Genomic DNA, 19,896 nt, shown 5'->3' on the forward strand with positions numbered 1-19,896 from the left:
TCAGGCCTTCCTCCAGTCCTCCACGGGCCAGTGGGCCCGGCGGGCCCGGCGGTACAGCTGCAGGTCCGGGTTCACGGCGTGGGGGTGGCCCACGAGGGACAGCCAGCTGGCGTCCGCCACGGAGTCCCCGTAGCCGTAGGAGCGACTGAGGTCCAGACCGTGGTCCTGGGCGTAGCGCTTGAGCCACTGCGCGCGGGCCTCGTCCACGAGCGGCGGGGTGGCCAGGTAGCCGGTGAGCACACCGTCCACCTGGTCCATGCGCCCCGCCACGACGTCGTCGAACAGCTCGGCCACCGGGCTCACCAGCAGGTCCAGTGAGCCCGTGACCAGCACGGTGCGGTGCCCCGCCTCGCGGTGCTCCCGGATCTGCGCAAGCGCCCCCGGGCGCACGCTGCGTTCCACGGCCCGCCCGAGCGAACCGTTCATCAGCTCCGTGACCCGTTCCACGGAAACTCCCCGATAGCGGCGCAGGAACGCGCGGATGAACTCCCCGCGGTCGCGGCGCTCGGCGGCGATGTAGGTGCCCGCGCCGCCGAGCAGCTCGACGAGCTCCCCCGGCCACTGCAGCGGGCTGAGCTCCCGGCGGCGCAGCTGCGCGTACTGGCTCACGATCGTGCCCGCGGCCACGGTGCCCTCGAGGTCGAACACGGCCACGACGTCCGTGCCCCCGTTCATGCGCCGCTGCCGTACGGCCCGCCGGCGTGAGGCCTCCTTGGCCCGGCCGTACGCGCGCGTCATCTCGGTCAGGGCGGGCAGGTGCACGTTCTGCCAGTAGTCCGCCCAGTCGATCGCGCGCACGTCGAAATGGAGGTCCTCGGGGGTGTCCGCGGGCAGGGAGCGGTCCAGCTGCCGCGTGCGGGTGTCGTCGAAGATCATCTCGGTGCGCGTGTAGTTCTGGTACAGGTCCACGTAGGTGCGCAGGGACCCCAGCCCGGTCTGGACCCGGTGCAGCGAGTTGGTCCACTCCCGGGTCCGCGCGGTGGCGGGCAGCACCGAGCTCACGCGGCTGCCCGCAGCCGCGAGCTTCTCCTTCACGGCCAGCCCGCGCTCCATCGCGTTGTTCGCCGGGAACGTCCACTCAGGCACCCGGATCGGGGTGCCGTGGGAGTCCTCGAGCGGGCGCTCCAGGAAGTAGGCGCGCACGCTGCGGTACATCCGGTGGAACGGCAGGGGGTTGGAGGCCCCCGAGCAGACCTGGTAGTAGGCGGAGTGCGGCCCCGCGGCGGCGTCGTCCGTGGGCTCCTGCTCCCGGTGACCGCCCAGGGCGAGGGCCACGATCGCGTTGACCACGAAGTCCACCGGGATCACGTCCAGCACCGAGTCCGGCAGCCCGGGGAACTCCGGCAGCGCGCCCTTGGCGTAGGCCATGATCAGCGGGTCCGCGACCTTGTAGCCGTCGATCCACCCGGGGAAGGGGTGGCGCAGGGCGGACTCGATGATGGACGGGCGCACGACCGAGAGCCGGTGCCCGACCCCGGCCCACTTCTGCTCCGCCACGCGCTCGCCCAGCGCCTTGGTGAACGTGTAGATGTCGGTCCACCCCAGGGACTGGGCCCGGGTGCGGCCGTGGTCCACGAGGCGTGCGCGCACCCACTCGCGCCGGGCCTCCTCCGCGGCGCGTGCCACGGACTTGGGCCCCTCCTTGCCGTGCTGGGCGGTGGCCCGGCGGATGAAGGCCTCCAGCCGCTCGGGCGAGCGGGATTCCACCTCGGCGGTGTCGGCCGCGCCCACGGCGGCGTCGTACTCGACCTGCCAGTCGACGTCGTGCTCCACGGAGGTCTCGGGGCGCAGTCCCTTGGCGATCCCGCCCACGTAGCACGTGGATATGTGGATCACGTGCGGGTCCTGGCCGGTCGCGCGCAGGGCGTCGTAGAGTCCCACGGCGCCGTTCACGTTGGTGCGGAAGGCCTCGTCGATCGGGGGGTCGAAGGAGACCGTGGAGGCGGAGTGCACCACCACGTCGAACGGCTCGGCGATCTCCGCCAGCCCCGTGAGGTCCCCCTCAAGCACGCTCGTGCGGGCCTCGAAGACCTCTCGCGCCCGCTGCTCCCCCACGGCCTCGCGCCACGTCCGGAAGGACGGCTTGTGCAGCAGCTGCCGCAGCCGGTCGGCGCCGGACTGGGACCCCTTGGGCCGGACCACCGCCGTCACGTGCGTGGTCTCCGAGCTCGAGAGCAGCCGTTCGAGGACCGCCTGCCCCAGGAAGCCCGTGGCCCCCGTGAGCAGGACGCGTGTGGTGGTGTCGGTCAAGGGATCCTCCGAGGGTCTGGACGACGCCCCGCCCTCCGGCGGCGGCTACGCTACGCCTACCGTAGTGTATTTTGGAGCCATGCTTACCGCTCTCGTGACCGGTGGGACGTCAGGCATCGGTGCCGCGTTCGCACGATCCCTCGCCCGCAGGGGCTTCAATCTCGTCCTGGTCGCACGGGACACCGCCCGCCTCGAGGAGACCGCCCGCGAGCTGGCCGCCGAGCACGGGGTGCACGTGGAGACCATCACCGCGGACCTCGCGGTGCGCGAGCAGCTGTGGCACGTGGCCCAGCGGCTCGAGGACCCGCAGCACCCCGTGGACATGCTCGTCAACAACGCGGGCTTCTCCGTGAAGACCCCCTACACCGCCGAGGACTTCCGGCAGCACGAGAAGGGCTTCGACGTCATGTGCGCGGCGGTCACCCGGCTCTCGGGGGCGGCAGCCCGGGCCATGATCGCCCGCGGCACGGGGTGGATCGTCAACGTCTCCTCCACGTCCGGGTACGTGACCATGGGCGAGTACTCCGCAATCAAGGCCTACACCACCAGCATGACCGAGTCCCTGGCGGTGGAGCTGCACGGCACCGGCGTCCACGCCACCGCGCTGCTGCCGGGCTGGGTCCGCACCGAGTTCCACAGCCGGGCGGGCATCACCGGCTCCTCCATCCCGGACTTCATGTGGCTCGACGCCGACCGCCTCGTGGAGGAGGCGCTCGCGGACGTCGCACGCGGCAAGGTCATCTCGATCCCCACGCTGCGCTACAAGGTCATGGCCACCACCCTGCGCCACCTCCCGCGCCCCGCGGTGCGCTGGGTCTCCCGGAAGATCTCCGGGATCCGACGCCGCGAGATCCCGGCCTGATCCCGTGGCACCCGCACACGAGCGCACCTCCGGCCCGTCCGCCGACACCGGGGGACGACGCCGCCCCGCCCCTCCCGAGCCCCGCCCCCGCGTGCTGGACTCGCTCGAGGGCCCGGCGGGCCAGCAGGACCCGCACCCCCCGGCCCCGCCGGCCGAGTCCGCAGAGCTCACCGCCGCCCACTACACGCGGCCCGTGCGCCGGGTGGTACGCAGGATCGTGCAGACCGTGTTCTTCCGCGGTCTCGTGAACCGCACCATCTCCCGCAGCAACGTGGTGGACCCCGCGGCCTACGGGGTCAAGGGCACGTGCGTGGTGGTGGCCAACCACTCGAGCCACCTGGACGCCCCGCTCGTGATGAGCGGCGTGCCCCACTACATCTCGCGGGATCTCGCCACCGGGGTGGCCGCGGACTACTTCTTCACCACGTGGCACAAGAAGTTCTTCACCCAGCTGGTGTTCAACGCGTTCCCCGTGGACCGCCGCGGGGAGGGCGCCAACCGCGGGCTGTCCAAGAAGCTGCTGGCGGCGGGCGTGCCGCTGCTGATCTTCCCCGAGGGAACCCGCTCGAAGACCGGCAGGATGGCCCCGTTCCAGGTGGGAGCGGCGTCGTTGGCGCTGTCCACCCAGGTGCCCGTGGTTCCGGTCGCGCTCATCGGCGCGCACGAGGCCATGCCCCGCGGCACCAGCTGGCCGCGGCGCGGGCGCCCGCCCGTGGTCGTGGCCGTGGGCGCCCCGCTGCGCGCCCGGGGCAACGAGAACGCCGCGGGCTTCAACGAGCGCATCGAGGCCGCCGTGCGCGCCCTCTACGCCGCCAACCGGCACCGCATCCAGGACTAGAGACCCCCCGGCAGAGAGGTTGCCCCGAATGGCAGACGTGAAGCACCAGAAGTGGTGGGGCTGGGGCGAGGAGGGCGTGTTCTTCGACTACCGGAACAAGCCCGCCTTCGCGCCCTTCGTGAAGGAGGCCATCGGGGTCTCCCTGCGGCCCCGCGAGCGGGACACGGTGGACTTCTCCACCGCACGGGTCCCGGCCTCCCGGGCACCCCAGGACGTCCTGGAGCAGCTGCGCGGGATCGTCGGCCGGGACCACCTGAGCACCGAGGACGAGACGCGCATCGTGCACTGGGCCGGGAAGTCCGTGCTGGAGCTGCTGCAGACGCTGCGCAACGACTTCGCCCGCGTGCCGGACGTGGTGCTCTACCCGGGCAGCGAGGAGGAGGTCGGCGAGCTCCTGCGGGCCGCCGTGGACCGGGACCTCGTGGTGATCCCCTTCGGCGGCGGTTCCAGCATCTCCCGAAGCCTGCAGGCGGACCCGCACGAGAGCCGCTGCATCGTGTCCCTGGACCTGGGCCGGCTCAACCGGGTGCTCGAGATCGACGAGACCTCGGGCCTCGCCACCATCCAGGCGGGTGTGCTGGGACCGGACATGGAGGAGCAGCTCAACGCCCGCGGGTGGACCATGGGCCACTTCCCCGACTCGTTCGCGCACTCCACGCTGGGCGGCTGGGCCGCCACCCGCTCCTCCGGCATGCAGTCGGACAAGTACGGGGACATCGCGGACATCGTGCGCGGGCTGCGCATGGTGCGCCCGACAGGCACCGTGGTGCTGCGACCCCTGCCCTCCACCTCCACGGGCCCCGGGCTGCGGGAGATGGTCATCGGCTCCGAGGGCCGCCTCGGTGTCATCACCGAGCTCACGGTGCACGTGCACCGGCTGCCGGAGCAGCACGAGGTCATCGCCTACATGTTCCCCACGTGGCAGCAGGCGCTGACCGCGGTGCGCCGGTACACCGAGGCGGAGATCCCCCTGACCTTCGCGCGCGTCTCGGACGCCCACGAGACCGCGTTCTCCCTGGCCACCCAGAAGGCGGCCACCTCCGTGAAGGGCAGGCTCGCGGCCAGGGGGCAGGACGCGCTGTGGGCCGTGATGCGCCGGCGCGGCTGGGACACGGACGCCATGTGCATCTCCTACGTGTGCTTCGAGGGCAGCGCGAAGGACGTCGCCGACCGCAAGAAGGCTGTAGCGGCCATCGCCAAGTCCCAGGGCGCCCTCGTGCTCGGCTCCGGGCCGGGCGCCCTCTACGACCAGAAGAAGTTCGACACCCCGCACCTGCGCGACTTCCTGCTCGAGCAGAACACCGTGGGGGACGTCTCCGAGACCGCGGCGCCCTGGTCACGGCTCACCACGGTGCACAAGAACGCCTACGACGCCGTCCAGCGCGCCTACGAGCGCCTCGGCAAAACCGGGTGGGTGATGTCCCACATGTCCCACTCGTACCACTCGGGGGCGTGCCTGTACTTCACGTTCGCCTACGTCTTCGACGAGGAGGACCCCTACGAGGAGTACCGGGTGATCAAGTCCGCCATCCAGCAGTCCTTCGTGGACTCCGGGGCCACCCTGTCCCACCACCACGGCGTGGGCGTCGAGCATCAGCCCTGGATGGAGCAGGACGTCTCCCCCGAGGGCGTCGCCCTGCTCAAGGGCCTCTTCGAGGTCGCCGACCCCGGGGAGAACCTCAACCCGGGCAAGATCGTCTCCTGAGGCGGCTCGGCACTCCAGGCCTGAGCGACCCCGTGGACCCGGGGGTGTTGCCGGGGCCCGGACTGCTGCCGGGGCCAGGGCTGCCGCCGGGGCCTGTACGGTCCCGGCCACCCGGGGCCGTACAGGCCCCGGGATTGCTGCCAGAGCCGGTGTTGGTGCCGGGGCCGGGAGTGTCGCGGAGGGCTGCGCTGGTGCGCGCGGGAGGACCGCTACGGACGCTCGGCTGACCTGCCGGTGAACTCCTGCGCCGCGCGCGCGTACCAGTCCAGGACTTCGGCGTCCTCGGCCGTGGCCCGGTTCACCGAGGTGGGATCCGCGCCCTGGAAGAGCCTCTTCACGGGGATCTCCAGCGGCTTGCCCGTGCGGGTCCGTGGCACCGCGGGCGCCTCGATGATCTCGTCCGGGACGTAGCGCGGAGAGACCTGTTCCCGGATGGCGGTGACGATGCGCCGGCGCAGCTCCTCGTCCAGCCGGGTGCCGGGCTCCGGCACCACGAACAGGGGCATGAAGTAGTCCCCGCCCGCCAGTTCCGCACCGATCACCATGGACGCGGACACCCCCGCCACGCGGTCCACCACGTGCGTGAGGTCCGCCGATCCCATCCGGATCCCACCACGGTTGATCGTGGAGTCCGAGCGGCCGTGCACGACGAAGGGCCCCTGGGACAGCTGCGTCACCCAGTCGCCCTGCCGCCACACTCCCGGAAACATGTCGAAGTAGGCGGCACGGTACCGGCTGCCGTCCTCATCGCCCCAGAAGAACACCGGCATGCTGGGCATGGGGGCGGTGATCACCAGCTCGCCCACCTCGTCCCACACGCGCTCCCCGCGGGAGTTCCAGGACTCCGCGGCCACACCCAGGTACGGGCCCATGATCTCGCCCCGGTACACGGACTGGTACGGATTGGTGCCGATGAACGCGCTCGTGACGTCAGTGCCGCCCGAGTCGGAGCCGAGGCGCACCGTGGGTGAGACGGCCTCGTAGACCCAGTCCCAGGCGGCGTCGGGAAGCGGGGAGCCCGTGACCAGGATCGATCGGAGGGAGGACAGGTCCATGCGGACGTTGGGGACCACCCCTGCGCGCTGCACCATGCTCAGAATGCCCGCGCCCGCACCGAAGAACGTGGCCCGGTGCCGCGCCACGAGCTCGAAGGACTTCTCCGGGCCGCCGTGGGTCGGGGACCCGTCGTAGGTGATGATGCGGGCGCCGGTGAGCAGGATGCCCACGAGCATGTTCCACACCATCCAGGTGGTCGCCACGGCGTAGTAGGCGATGTCCTCCGGACCCAGACCCGCATGCAGGCCGAGGGCCTTGTGGAACTCGAGCACCACTCCCCCGTGGGAGTGAACAATCCCTTTCGGTTTACCCGTGGTGCCCGAGGAGTACAGGATCCACAGTGGATGCTCGAAGGGCACCTGCTCGTAGCGGGGCACGGCCGAGCACTCGAGAATCTCCGAGAGCCGCAGCGCGCCCTCTGGCAGGGCTCCCACTGCCCCCGACGGCTGCTGGTCAACCACGATCAGTTGCTGCACGGAGGGAAGCACGTCCAGCAGGCCCGCGTAGGAGCCCGTCATGTCCCGCAGAGAGCCTCCGAACCGGTACCCGTCCACCACGAAAAGCACCGTAGGCTCGATCTGCGCAAACCGGTCCGCAACACCGGAGGGTCCGAAGTCCGTGTTGACCACGGACCACAGCGCGCCCACGCTGGCCGTGGCGAGCAGTGCCACCACGGTCTCCGGAATGTTCGGCAGGACACCGGCCACGCGGTCACCGCGCCCCACGCCAAGTTCCCTGAGCCGCTGCGCGAGAGCGGCCACGCGGGACTCCAGCTCACGCCAGGTCCAGGAGACGGGTGCACCGTCCTCGTGCTCCCCGACGATCGCCACCTCGTCGGGCCGGGACTCCGCCCAGCGCAGCGTGTTCTCGGCATAGTTGAGGCGGGCCCCTGGGAACCAGCACGCGCCGGGCATGGACCGGTCCTCCAGCGCGGCAGTGGCCTCCGACGACGCCACGATCCCGCAGTACTCCCAGACCGCGCCCCAGAAGGCGTCCAGGTTCTCCACCGACCATGCGTGGAGGGCCTCGAATCCCTCCGTCGGTACACCCCGTGTCCGTGACACCCACTGGGCGAAGTCGTGCATGCGTGAGCCGCGAATGGACTCCTCGGACGGCGTCCACAGTCGTGCCCGTTCATCCTGGTGGACTGCATCGCTCATGTCGTTGGTCCCTCCGTCACGCCCCCTCATCCTCGAGGCCGGCTGTGCCAGCAACCTATCAGTCAGGACGAGGAGCACGGAGGCGGACTCGCCTGCATGGGTTGTTAAATGCGGGGAGGCCCCACACCGTACGGTGTGGGGCCTCAACCCTGTTCACAATAATTCCGGCGGTGACTTACTCTCCCACACCCTACCGAGTGCAGTACCATCAGCGCTGTGGGTCTTAGCTACCGGGTTCGGGATGGGACCGGGCGTTTCCCCCACGCTATAACCACCGGAAACCTGCACCACCCCACAACCCGGGGGCGGAAACCTGGTTCCCGTGCCTACCACGGGTCAAACCTGTATTCCTCTGTCAACCACACACCCACACCCCGTCCGGGGTGGGGGTTGTTGGTGGTCAACCACATAGTGAACGCGAACACCACTCTCTTGATGACAGATCGTGTGTGTATAAGTCTTCGGTGTATTAGTACCAGTCAGCTCCACGCCTTACAACGCTTCCACACCTGGCCTATCAACCCAGTCGTCTACTGGGCACCTCACACCCCACAAAGGGGGTCAGGAAATCTCATCTCGGAGCAAGCTTCCCGCTTAGATGCTTTCAGCGGTTATCAATCCCGAACGTAGCTAATCAGCGATGCTCCTGGCGGAACAACTGACATACCAGAGGTTCGTCCGTCCCGGTCCTCTCGTACTAAGGACAGGCCTCCACAAATTTCCAACGCACGCAGCGGATAGGGACCGAACTGTCTCACGACGTTCTGAACCCAGCTCGCGTACCGCTTTAATGGGCGAACAGCCCAACCCTTGGGACCAACTCCAGCCCCAGGATGCGACGAGCCGACATCGAGGTGCCAAACCATGCCGTCGATATGGACTCTTGGGCAAGATCAGCCTGTTATCCCCGAGGTACCTTTTATCCGTTGAGCGACGGCCATTCCACAATGTACCGCCGGATCACTAGTCCCGACTTTCGTCCCTGCTCGAGCTGTCACTCTCACAGTCAAGCTCCCTTGTGCACTTACACTCAACACCTGATTGCCGACCAGGCTGAGGGAACCTTTGGGCGCCTCCGTTACTCTTTAGGAGGCAACCGCCCCAGTTAAACTACCCATCAGGCACTGTCCCTGACCCGGATCACGGGCCGAAGTTAGATGTCCAGAGTGACCAGAGTGGTATTTCAACAACGACTCCACCACCACTAGCGTGATGGCTTCACAGTCTCCCACCTATCCTACACAAGCCACACCGAACACCAATACCAAACTATAGTAAAGGTCTCGGGGTCTTTCCGTCCTGCTGCGCGAAACGAGCATCTTTACTCGTACTGCAATTTCGCCGAGTTCATGGTTGAGACAGTAGGGAAGTCGTTACTCCATTCGTGCAGGTCGGAACTTACCCGACAAGGAATTTCGCTACCTTAGGATGGTTATAGTTACCACCGCCGTTTACTGGGGCTTAAATTCTCCGCTTCGACCCCGAAGGATCTAACAGGTCCTCTTAACCTTCCAGCACCGGGCAGGAGTCAGTCCGTATACATCGTCTTACGACTTCGCACGGACCTGTGTTTTTGATAAACAGTCGCTTCCCCCTAGCCTCTGCGACCCCACCCAGCTCACACAGCACGTGTGCTCACCAGACAGGGCCCCCCTTCTCCCGAAGTTACGGGGGCATTTTGCCGAGTTCCTTAACCATGATTCTCTCGAACGCCTTAGTATTCTCTACCTGATCACCTGTGTCGGTTTGGGGTACGGGCGACTAGAACCTCACGTCGATGCTTTTCTTGGCAGCATAGGATCACCGAATTCTCTCACCTAAGAGAGTCCCATCACATCTCAGGCACACAACCCGCGGATTTACCAACGGGTCACCCTACATGCTTAGACCAGGACAACCATCGCCTGGCTCGGCTACCTTCCTGCGTCACACCTGTTAACACGTTTACCTCCCCGGATCAGGTCCCAGCCTCACCACACACCCCGCGACCCACAAGGGGTCACGGTCATGGTGGCTCGGGTGGTTAGTATCCCCGGCTCAGTAGGGTCGGTTCTTCATCGGTACGGGAATATCAACCCGTTGTCCATCGACTACGCCTGTCGGCCTCGCCTTAGGTCCCGACTCACCCAGGGCAGATTAGCTTGACCCTGGAACCCTTGATCATCCGGCGGACGGGTTTCTCACCCGTCTATCGCTACTCATGCCTGCATTCTCACTCGTTGAGGTTCCACCACTGGGTCACCCCGCAGCTTCACTACCCCAACGACGCTCCCCTACCCACAACACCACCTCAACCACAAACGGCTCAGCTAACGGTGTCATGCCACAACTTCGGCGGTGTACTTGAGCCCCGCTACATTATCGGCGCGGAATCACTTGACCAGTGAGCTATTACGCACTCTTTCAAGGGTGGCTGCTTCTAAGCCAACCTCCTGGTTGTCTCAGCAACTCCACATCCTTTCCCACTTAGCACACGCTTAGGGGCCTTAGTTGATGGTCTGGGCTGTTTCCCTTTCGACTATGAAGCTTATCCCCCACAGTCTCACTGCCACGCTTACACTTGACTGGCATTCGGAGTTTGGTTGACGTCAGTAACCTTGTAGGGCCCATCAGCCATCCAGTAGCTCTACCTCCAGCAAGCAACACGCAACGCTGCACCTAAATGCATTTCGGGGAGAACCAGCTATCACGGAGTTTGATTGGCCTTTCACCCCTACCCACAGCTCATCCCCTCCATTTTCAACTGAAGTGGGTTCGGTCCTCCACGCGCTCTTACACGCGCTTCAACCTGGCCATGGGTAGATCACTCCGCTTCGGGTCTAGATCACGCCACTCACAACGCCCTATTCAGACTCGCTTTCGCTACGACTACCCCACACGGGTTAATCTCGCGACGTAACACTAACTCGCAGGCTCATTCTTCAAAAGGCACGCTGTCACCCCAAAAGGCTCCAACGGCTTGTAAGCACACGGTTTCAGGTACTATTTCACTCCCCTCCCGGGGTACTTTTCACCATTCCCTCACGGTACTGATCCGCTATCGGTCATCAGGAAGTATTCAGGCTTACCAGGTGGTCCTGGCAGATTCACACGAGATTTCACGGGCCCCGTGCTACTCGGGAACAACGTCACACCACGACAATGACAGTTTCGTCTACGGGACTCACACCCCCTACGGTCTGGCACTCACCACCAGTTCGACTACCACCACGCCACAGCGCCCAGGGTGGCGACCCCAGGAACAACGCATCCCACAACCCCGATCATGCAACCCTCGCCAGGTATCACACACAACCGGTTTAGCCACCATCCGCTTTCGCTCGCCACTACTCACGGAATCACTGTTGTTTTCTCTTCCTATGGGTACTGAGATGTTTCACTTCCCCACGTTCCTCCTCGCACCCTATGAATTCAGATACGAGTGACCACGCATAATACGCAGCCGGGTTACCCCATTCGGAGACCCTCGGATCACAGCTCGTTTATCAGCTCCCCGAGGCTTATCGCAGATTTCCACGTCCTTCATCAGCTCCTGATGCCAAGGCATCCACCGTGTGCTCGTAACAACTTATACGCCACACAACACAAATAAATCATCAAAGAACACACCACACACCCTTCCAGGTGCGCGGCGTCAAAGATGCTCGCGTCCACTATGTAGTTGACAAACAACAACCCACCAACACCACCTCACCAGGACAACCATCCCAGTCTCGTGATGCTGCGGGAAACCAACCAACACTGACGTGTTGATCGACAACCCAACAATGTGCCACCACGCCGCCACCCCAACACCACCACCAGAACTCGTGTCCGGTCGTGTTCCCGTGTCAGGGCACAGCGTGTCCGCTTGCTGATATTCCACCCATGAGCATCAACCACACCCCGCCGAAAATGACGAGGATCGTGGGTGCCGGCCACACGGCCAGCCACAGTGCTCCTTAGAAAGGAGGTGATCCAGCCGCACCTTCCGGTACGGCTACCTTGTTACGACTTAGTCCCAATCGCCAGTCCCACCTTCGACGGCTCCCCCCACAAGGGTTAGGCCACCGGCTTCGGGTGTTACCAACTTTCGTGACTTGACGGGCGGTGTGTACAAGGCCCGGGAACGTATTCACCGCAGCGTTGCTGATCTGCGATTACTAGCGACTCCGACTTCACGTGGTCGAGTTGCAGACCACGATCCGAACTGAGACCAGCTTTTTGGGATTAGCTCCACCTCACGGCATCGCAACCCATTGTACTGGCCATTGTAGCATGCGTGAAGCCCAAGACATAAGGGGCATGATGATTTGACGTCATCCCCACCTTCCTCCGAGTTGACCCCGGCAGTCTCCTATGAGTCCCCACCATCACGTGCTGGCAACATAGAACGAGGGTTGCGCTCGTTGCGGGACTTAACCCAACATCTCACGACACGAGCTGACGACAACCATGCACCACCTGTACACCAGCCCCACAAGGGGGAAAGACCATCTCTGGCCCGGTCCGGTGTATGTCAAGCCTTGGTAAGGTTCTTCGCGTTGCATCGAATTAATCCGCATGCTCCGCCGCTTGTGCGGGCCCCCGTCAATTCCTTTGAGTTTTAGCCTTGCGGCCGTACTCCCCAGGCGGGGCACTTAATGCGTTAGCTACGGCGCGGAAAACGTGGAATGTTCCCCACACCTAGTGCCCAACGTTTACGGCATGGACTACCAGGGTATCTAATCCTGTTCGCTCCCCATGCTTTCGCTCCTCAGCGTCAGTAACAGCCCAGAGACCTGCCTTCGCCATCGGTGTTCCTCCTGATATCTGCGCATTTCACCGCTACACCAGGAATTCCAGTCTCCCCTACTGCACTCAAGTCTGCCCGTACCCACTGCACACCCGGGGTTAAGCCCCGGGCTTTCACAGCAGACGCGACAAACCGCCTACGAGCTCTTTACGCCCAATAATTCCGGACAACGCTTGCGCCCTACGTATTACCGCGGCTGCTGGCACGTAGTTAGCCGGCGCTTCTTCTGCACGTACCGTCACTCTCGCTTCTTCCGTGCTGAAAGAGGTTTACAACCCGAAGGCCGTCATCCCTCACGCGGCGTCGCTGCATCAGGCTTCCGCCCATTGTGCAATATTCCCCACTGCTGCCTCCCGTAGGAGTCTGGGCCGTGTCTCAGTCCCAGTGTGGCCGGTCACCCTCTCAGGCCGGCTACCCGTCGTCGCCTTGGTGAGCCATTACCCCACCAACAAGCTGATAGGCCGTGAGCCCATCCAAAACCAGTAAAACCCTTTCCACAACACACCATGCGATGCGCCGTCGTATCCAGTATTAGACCCAGTTTCCCAGGCTTATCCCAGAGTCAAGGGCAGGTTACTCACGTATTACTCACCCGTTCGCCACTCATCCACCCAGTGCAAGCACCAAGCTTCAGCGTTCGACTTGCATGTGTTAAGCACGCCGCCAGCGTTCGTCCTGAGCCAGGATCAAACTCTCCGTCAAAAAATTCAACAGAAACCACCCACCACACCTCAGCGCGGCCGGTAGGATCCCAGCTGACACCCAACACCCCCAGGAAACGGGAAAACACCTGAAAAGGCATCGGGCCATCAACCAAAAAATAAAACTTTGGTATCAACAAACTAGACACACTATTGAGTTGACAAACAACACACCACAACGCGGCTCCCCAACACGAGGACCACCACGATCGGTTGCGGTCTGCAAGGGTACCTCTCGGCGACGTTCCCTGCAACCCGAGGTGAACTCCTGGTTGCCTGGATCTCTTGTCAGCCGTGTCGGTGACTTGCGGGGATTCATCCTAGCACATCCTGGCGTCCCTTGCGGTCGGCCGTTCTGGCGGTGGATCTCTCCCTGCTGCCGCGTCTGCGCCCCGTGGGCGGCTGCCGCGGCAACTCGGAAGACATTACATGCCCGCCCCGGATAGGACAAACCCGCGGGGGCTGTGCCCCCGCGGGTTCGTCGACCGGTGCCGTCAGCCCGCTCGGCGGGCGCGGGCGCTCAGGCCGAGGTGGTGTCCTGCCCGGTGTGCGAGCTGGATGCCGGCTTGAGGAAGAGCACGGCGAGCGGCGGGACGGTCAGTTCGGCGGAGGCCGGCTTGTTCTCGTAGGCGCCCTCCACCGCGGTGACCTTCCCGAGGTTCCCGACACCGGAGCCGCCGAAGAGCTCGGAGTCCGTGTTGAGCACTTCCTCCCACTCCCCGGCCCACGGCAGACCCAGTCGGAAGCCCTCGTGGGTGTTGCCCGCGAAGTTGGCGATGCACACCAGGGGGTTGCCCTGGTCGTCCCAGCGGGTGAACGAGAGCGTGTTGCGCTTCGCGTCGTTCGCGTCGATCCACTCGAAGCCGGAGGGGTCGTTGTCGCGGGCGTACAGCGCCGGGGTGTTCCGGTAGACCTCGTTCAGGCTGCGCACGAGCTCCTGGACCCCGTGGTGCGGGGGCGTCTCGGAGAGCCACCAGTCCAGTCCGTGCTCCTGGGACCACTCCGACTCCTGGGCGTACTCGGTGCCCATGAAGATCAGCTGCTTGCCGGGGTGGGCCCACATGTAGGCGAGGTAGGCGCGCACGTTCGCGAGCTGCTGCCACCGGTCCCCCGGCATCTTCCGCAGCAGCGAGCCCTTGCCGTAGACCACCTCGTCGTGCGAGATGGGCAGGATGAAGTTCTCCGAGAACGCGTAGACCATGGAGAACGTGGCCTTGTTGTGGTGGTAGTGCCGGTTGATCGGGTCCTCGGCCATGTACTCGAGGCTGTCGTGCATCCACCCCATGTTCCACTTGATGCCGAAGCCCAGCCCGCCCGCGCTCGTGGGCTTGGTGACGCCGGGGAACGAGGTGGACTCCTCCGCGATCATCACGATGCCCGGGTTGCGCCGGTAGGCGGTGGCGTTGGCCTCCTGCAGGAACGCGATGGCCTCCAGGTTCTCCCGGCCGCCGAACTGGTTGGGCTCCCACTCGCCGTCGTTGCGGGAGTAGTCCAGGTAGAGCATGGAGGCGACCGCGTCCACGCGCAGCCCGTCCACGTGGAACTCCTCGAGCCAGTAGTTGGCGTTGGCCACCAGGAAGTTGCGGACCTCGCGCCGACCGTAGTCGAAGATGAGGGTGCCCCAGTCCTTGTGCTCACCGCGGCGAGGGTCCGGGTGCTCGTAGAGCGGCTGGCCGTCGAAGTTGGCCAGCGCCCACTCGTCCTTGGGGAAGTGCCCCGGGACCCAGTCCACGAGCACGCCGATCCCCGCCTGGTGCAGCTGGTCCACGAGGTACCGGAACTCGTCCGGGGAGCCGAAGCGCGAGGACGGGGCGTAGTACCCGGTGACCTGGTAGCCCCACGAGCCCCCGAAGGGGTGCTCGGCCACGGGCATGAACTCCACGTGGGTGAAGCCCTGCCACGTGAGGTACTCCACGAGCTCGCGCGCGAGGTCCACGTACCCCAGCCCCATGCGCCACGAGCCGATGTGCATCTCGTACACGCTCATGGGCGCGTTGTGGGGGTCCTTGGCGGCGCGGGAGGCCATCCACTCGTGGTCCTGGAACTCGTACTCGGGCTCGAACACGCGCGACGCCGTGGACGGCGGGATCTCGGTCCCGAAGGCCATGGGGTCCGCCTTGTCCCGCCACGCGCCGTCCGCGCCGCGGATGCGGAACTTGTACGTGTCACCGGACTTCATGCCCGGGACGAACAGCTCCCAGACGCCGCTCGAGCCCAGCGAGCGCATCGCGTGCTCGGAGCCGTCCCAGCCGTTGAAGTCCCCGATCACGCGCACCGACTGAGCGTTCGGGGCCCACACCGCGAAGCTGACGCCGCTGACGTCCCCCAGGGGGGACGGGTACCGGTGGACGTGCGCACCGAGCACGTCCCACAGGGTCTCGTGCCGGCCCTCGCCGATCAGGTGCAGGTCCAGCTCGCCCAGGCTCGGGGCGAAGCGGTACGGGTCGTCCACGAGCTCGGGCTCCTTGCCCGCGTAGCTGACCTCCACCCGGTAGTCCGGGATCCTGCCCTGCTCATGGGCGGGGACCACGCCGGTGAAGATGCCGCCCCACTCGTGCTCCAGCGGGAAGGTGCCGTCCGGGGTTCGCACCGAGACCGCCGTGGCGAACCGGCGCAGCGTGCGGATGGTCACCGTGCCGTCAGGGTTGGGATGGGCGCCCAGCACGGAGTGGGGATCGTGGTACCTGCCCTCGGCCACCGCGGCCAGGACGTCCTCCGTAACCCGGCTCGGCTCGTGCTGCACCTCGGACGACGACGCCGCCCCGGCCGCGCGTGTCTTGTCACCGCCGGGGACGCCGCCGCAGTCCCTCGCGCCGTCGTGCGCGGATCCGCCGGTCACGGCGTCACCGGCAGCCGACGGTGCGGCGGGAACCCCGCCCAGCGGCTCGGGCGAGCGCGGCGTGGACGCCGGGCGGACGGCGTCGTCGGCGCGCGGAGCGCCGGACGTGGCCTGCGGCTCGCGCTCGGAGGGAGTGGCGGGATCTGAGGGGCGGGGGTGCTCAGTGGTCACGACATCCTCGGTTCTCGACGTGGGTGGATGACTCTCGTGGTGCTCTGCTGCCACGGTACGGGAGCGTGCACGCTCAAGCGAACGAACCACGGCCTGGGCGGGCACCTGCACCCAGTCGGGGCGGTTGCGCTGCTCGTAGACCACCTCGTAGAGGGCCTTGTCCAGCCACAGGGCGCGGAAGAGCACGCTGTCGGTGTCCACGTGCGTGCCGCTCGTGGCGCTGTAGCCCTCCAGGAACGCCTCGGAGACCGCACGGGTCCACGCCCCGAGGTCACGACCCCGTTCCCGGCCCGCCATGGCGCCGGCGTAGTCGAACGAGCGGAGCATGCCCACCACGTCCCGCAGGGCCACGTCCGGACGGACCCGCTCCTTGATGGGCCGCAGGGGCTCGCCCTCGAAGTCCAGGATCCGGAAACCCTCCTCCGCGCTGTGCAGCACCTGCCCCAGGTGGTAGTCGCCGTGGATGCGCTGCCGCGCGGGGATCTCACGGATCCCCGAGAGCTCTTCCAGAAGGGCGTCCACCTCGGCGCGGTGCTCCTCGAAACGCTCCCCGCACGAGTCCCAGGCCCACCGCACGCGCTGGGCGAGGTCCGCCAGGAACCGGCGCCGGGCGTCGTCGTCCACCGGCACGGGCGGGAACGCGGCCGCGAGGTCCGCGTGCACGTGGGCGGTCGTGGCGCCGAGGCGCCGGGCCGGGCCCGTGAAGTCCAGCTCCTGCTCGGCCGCCGCCACCGCCATGGCCCACGCGTCCTGGGAGTGGTTCAGGAACTGGGCGGCCACCGCGAGCTGCCCGGACGTGGTCACGAGCCCCTGGCGCCACTGCGCGTCGATCCAGCCCGCAGTGGCCGGCACGCCGGAGGAGCCGTGGGACGTGAGCTTGACCCCCACCTCCACGTCCGGGTTGCGGCCCTCCCCGACCACGCGGAAGAACTTGACGATCACGGCGTCACCGCGCAGCACGGAGTCCTCGTCGGACTCGGCAGGGAACAGGATCACCGAGGTGTTGGACTGCTCCGAGGAGATCACCCGCACCTGCTCCGGCTCCGCGATCCGGTAGTCAGTGTTCAGCGCCCCGGTGTGCCGCCCGTGCAGCCCCATGCCGTGTCGCAGCACCCCGCCCTCCGTGAGCTGGGCGTCCATCATGCGCAGCACCCGGTCCATGAACCCGGGCTCCGCCACGGCGTCGTACAGGTGGAACGTGACGTCCTCGGCGTCCTGCTCCTGCGCACCGGACCCCGCGGCCTCCTGCTCGGCGGCGGCCGCGCGGGAGCGACGACGGTCCAGCAGGGACCCGGCCTGGGTCACCGCCCGGCGCAGGAAGGACGCCGAGGCCTCCGCCCCGGCCACCAGCTGCTCGGGCAGCGCACGGTCCGGCCCGCCCGGACGGTAGGAGCCGATCAGGAAGCGCTCCAGCTCCGGCAGGGGCTCGTGGCTGAGCAGCACCGGGACGTTGAGCAGCTCGCTGCGCTCCCCCACCGTGACCTGCACCAGGAACACGATGCGCTCACGGCCCGGCTGGGACGCCCAGCCGCCTCCGGCATCCAGACCGGTGCGCCCCACCACGCTCAGCCGCAACTGGTCCGGGGTGGCCGTGAACGGGAACCACCGCTGCCGCGGCAGCCACTCACGCAACCTGTCGAGAAACTGCTGGTCCGTCATGGAGGATCCCCCGCTTTCGTCTGGAAGTCTCTGCTGCGCTCGCACGGGTGGACCCGCGCGGGCTCACTCGCCGCGCGCGGGCCTGATGATGGGCATGGCCACCGTCTCCGGGTGGTGGCCGTCCGGGCTGGGCGCCGTGCGCAGCCGCAGCCAGAAGAAGTCCTGGGAGCCCAGGGTCACGCGGTAGTCCCCCGCCTCCGAGAACTCCCCGAACGGCTCGCCGCCGAACAGCTCCCGGGTGCCGCGGCCCGCGTACTCCGCGAGGTGCACGGAGCAGCTTGCGGGGGTGTGCGCCAGGTTGAACACGCACAGCAGGGTCTCGCCCACGCCGTCGTCGGCGTCCTCGGGGGCCAGCCGGCGCAGGAACGCGAGCACCGACTCGTGGTCCGTGTCCACGTTGATGTACTCGCCCATCCCGAACGCCGGGTGGGCCTTGCGGACCATGAGCATCTGGCGGATCCAGTGCAGCAGGGAGGACGACGACGCCAGCTGGGTCTCCACGTTGGTCTGCGCGTAGTTGTAGACCAACGACTGCACCACCGGGAGGTAGAGCTTGCCCGGGTCCGCCGTGGAGAAGCCCGCGTTGCGGTCCGGGGTCCACTGCATGGGCGTGCGGGAGGCGTCACGGTCGTCGAGCCAGATGTTGTCGCCCATGCCGATCTCGTCCCCGTAGTACAGGAACGGGGAGCCCGGCAGGGACAGCAGCAGGGCGTGGGCGAGCTCGAGCTCCGCGCGGGAGTTGTCGAGCAGCGGGGCCAGGCGGCGTCGGATGCCGATGTTCGCGCGCATCCGGGAGTCCGGGGCGTACCAACCGAGCATGGCCTGGCGCTCCTCGCTCGTGACCATCTCCAGGGTCAGCTCGTCGTGGTTGCGCAGGAACGTGCCCCACTGCGTGCCCCGCGGGATCTGCGGGGTGTTCGCCATGGTGGAGACGATCGGTGCGGCCTTCTGGTCCCGCAGCGAGTAGTAGATCCGCGGCATGATCGGGAAGTGGAAGCACATGTGGCACTCAGGGGAGTCCTCGGTGCCGAAGTACTCCACGACCTCGTGGGGCATCTGGTTGGCTTCCGCGATGATCACGCGCCCGGGGTACTCGCGGTCCACCATCTCGCGCAGCCGCACCAGGAAGTCGTGCGTGCCCGGCAGGTTCTCGCAGTTGGTGCCCTCCTCCTCGATGAGGTAGGGGATGGCGTCCGCGCGGAAGCCGTCGATGCCCATGTCCAGCCAGAACTTCACCACGTCGAACACGGCCTCGACGACCTTGGGGTTCTCGAAGTTCAGGTCCGGCTGGTGGGAGAAGAACCGGTGCCAGAAGAACTGCCGCCGCACGGGGTCGAAGGTCCAGTTGGAGACCTCGGTGTCCACGAAGATGATCCGCGCGTCCTGGTACTTCTCGTCCGTGTCCGACCACACGTAGAAGTCCCCGTACGGGCCCTCGGGGTCCTCCCGGGACGCCTGGAACCACGGGTGCTGGTCGGAGGTGTGGTTCAGGGGCAGGTCCGTGATCACGCGCAGCCCACGCGCGTGGGCCTCGGCCACGAGCCGCTTGAAGTCGCTCACGGTGCCGAACTCGTCCAGCACGGAGTAGTAGTCGGAGATGTCGTAGCCGCCGTCCCGCAGCGGGGACTCGTAGAAGGGCGGTAGCCACAGGCAGTCGATGCCCAGCCACTGCAGGTAGTCGAGCTTGTCGATCAGCCCGGTGAAGTCCCCCGAGCCGTCGCCGTTCGCGTCCGAGAAGGCGCGCACGAGGACCTCGTAGAAGACCGCCTTGCGGAACCAGTCGGGGTCGTGGGCGATCCCGGGAGAGTTGAGGTGGAAAGGAGTGGTGCTCATGATCGGCGGGGCTGCCCTCTCGCAGGATCTGGTGTGGGGTTCGGGTGG

General features: G+C 66.5%; 7 protein-coding genes and 3 rRNA genes. 3 read left to right on the top strand and 7 right to left on the bottom strand.

Annotated elements, in window-relative coordinates; translation table 11 throughout:
• Window positions 1-2,250: an HAD-IB family hydrolase gene (locus KRH_RS09155; RefSeq protein WP_012398926.1), complete on the bottom strand. Its 2,250-nt coding sequence runs from the start codon at window positions 2,248-2,250 to the stop codon at window positions 1-3.
• A 79-nt stretch (window positions 2,251-2,329) separates the two neighbouring features.
• Between KRH_RS09155 and KRH_RS09160 the strand changes: the two genes are divergently transcribed.
• From KRH_RS09160 to KRH_RS09170, 3 genes are read left to right on the top strand one after another with little or no spacing between them, the layout of a single operon-like run.
• Complete coding sequence (locus tag KRH_RS09160; RefSeq protein WP_012398927.1) at window positions 2,330-3,112, top strand: SDR family NAD(P)-dependent oxidoreductase; 783 nt, start codon at window positions 2,330-2,332, stop codon at window positions 3,110-3,112.
• Between the two features lie 4 nt (window positions 3,113-3,116).
• Window positions 3,117-3,950: a lysophospholipid acyltransferase family protein gene (locus KRH_RS09165; protein WP_226905844.1), complete on the top strand. Its 834-nt coding sequence runs from the start codon at window positions 3,117-3,119 to the stop codon at window positions 3,948-3,950.
• A 28-nt stretch (window positions 3,951-3,978) separates the two neighbouring features.
• Complete coding sequence (locus tag KRH_RS09170; protein WP_012398929.1) at window positions 3,979-5,655, top strand: FAD-binding oxidoreductase; 1,677 nt, start codon at window positions 3,979-3,981, stop codon at window positions 5,653-5,655.
• Between the two features lie 209 nt (window positions 5,656-5,864).
• Here KRH_RS09170 and KRH_RS09175 read toward each other — a convergent pair whose 3' ends face one another.
• The 6 genes from KRH_RS09175 to treS form a co-directional block, all read right to left on the bottom strand.
• Window positions 5,865-7,871, bottom strand: a complete 2,007-nt coding sequence (locus KRH_RS09175; RefSeq protein ID WP_012398930.1) for an acetoacetate--CoA ligase — start codon at window positions 7,869-7,871, stop codon at window positions 5,865-5,867.
• A 162-nt stretch (window positions 7,872-8,033) separates the two neighbouring features.
• Window positions 8,034-8,150 (bottom strand): 5S ribosomal RNA (gene rrf, locus KRH_RS09180).
• A gap of 170 nt (window positions 8,151-8,320) precedes the next feature.
• Window positions 8,321-11,445: ribosomal RNA gene (locus KRH_RS09185) — 23S ribosomal RNA — on the bottom strand.
• A gap of 371 nt (window positions 11,446-11,816) precedes the next feature.
• Window positions 11,817-13,347: ribosomal RNA gene (locus tag KRH_RS09190) — 16S ribosomal RNA — on the bottom strand.
• Together the 16S, 23S and 5S rRNA genes form the textbook arrangement of a ribosomal RNA operon.
• A 519-nt stretch (window positions 13,348-13,866) precedes the next feature.
• On the bottom strand, window positions 13,867-18,015 hold the full coding sequence (gene glgB / locus KRH_RS09195) for a 1,4-alpha-glucan branching protein GlgB (protein WP_012398931.1): 4,149 nt from the start codon (window positions 18,013-18,015) through the stop codon (window positions 13,867-13,869).
• A gap of 63 nt (window positions 18,016-18,078) precedes the next feature.
• Window positions 18,079-19,848 carry a maltose alpha-D-glucosyltransferase gene (treS, locus tag KRH_RS09200; protein ID WP_012398932.1) on the bottom strand — a complete coding sequence of 590 codons (1,770 nt, stop codon included), beginning with the start codon at window positions 19,846-19,848 and terminating at the stop codon, window positions 18,079-18,081.
• Window positions 19,849-19,896: the final 48 nt, after the last annotated feature.

The organism is Kocuria rhizophila DC2201 (assembly GCF_000010285.1).
GTDB classification, from domain to species: domain Bacteria; phylum Actinomycetota; class Actinomycetes; order Actinomycetales; family Micrococcaceae; genus Kocuria; species Kocuria rhizophila_A.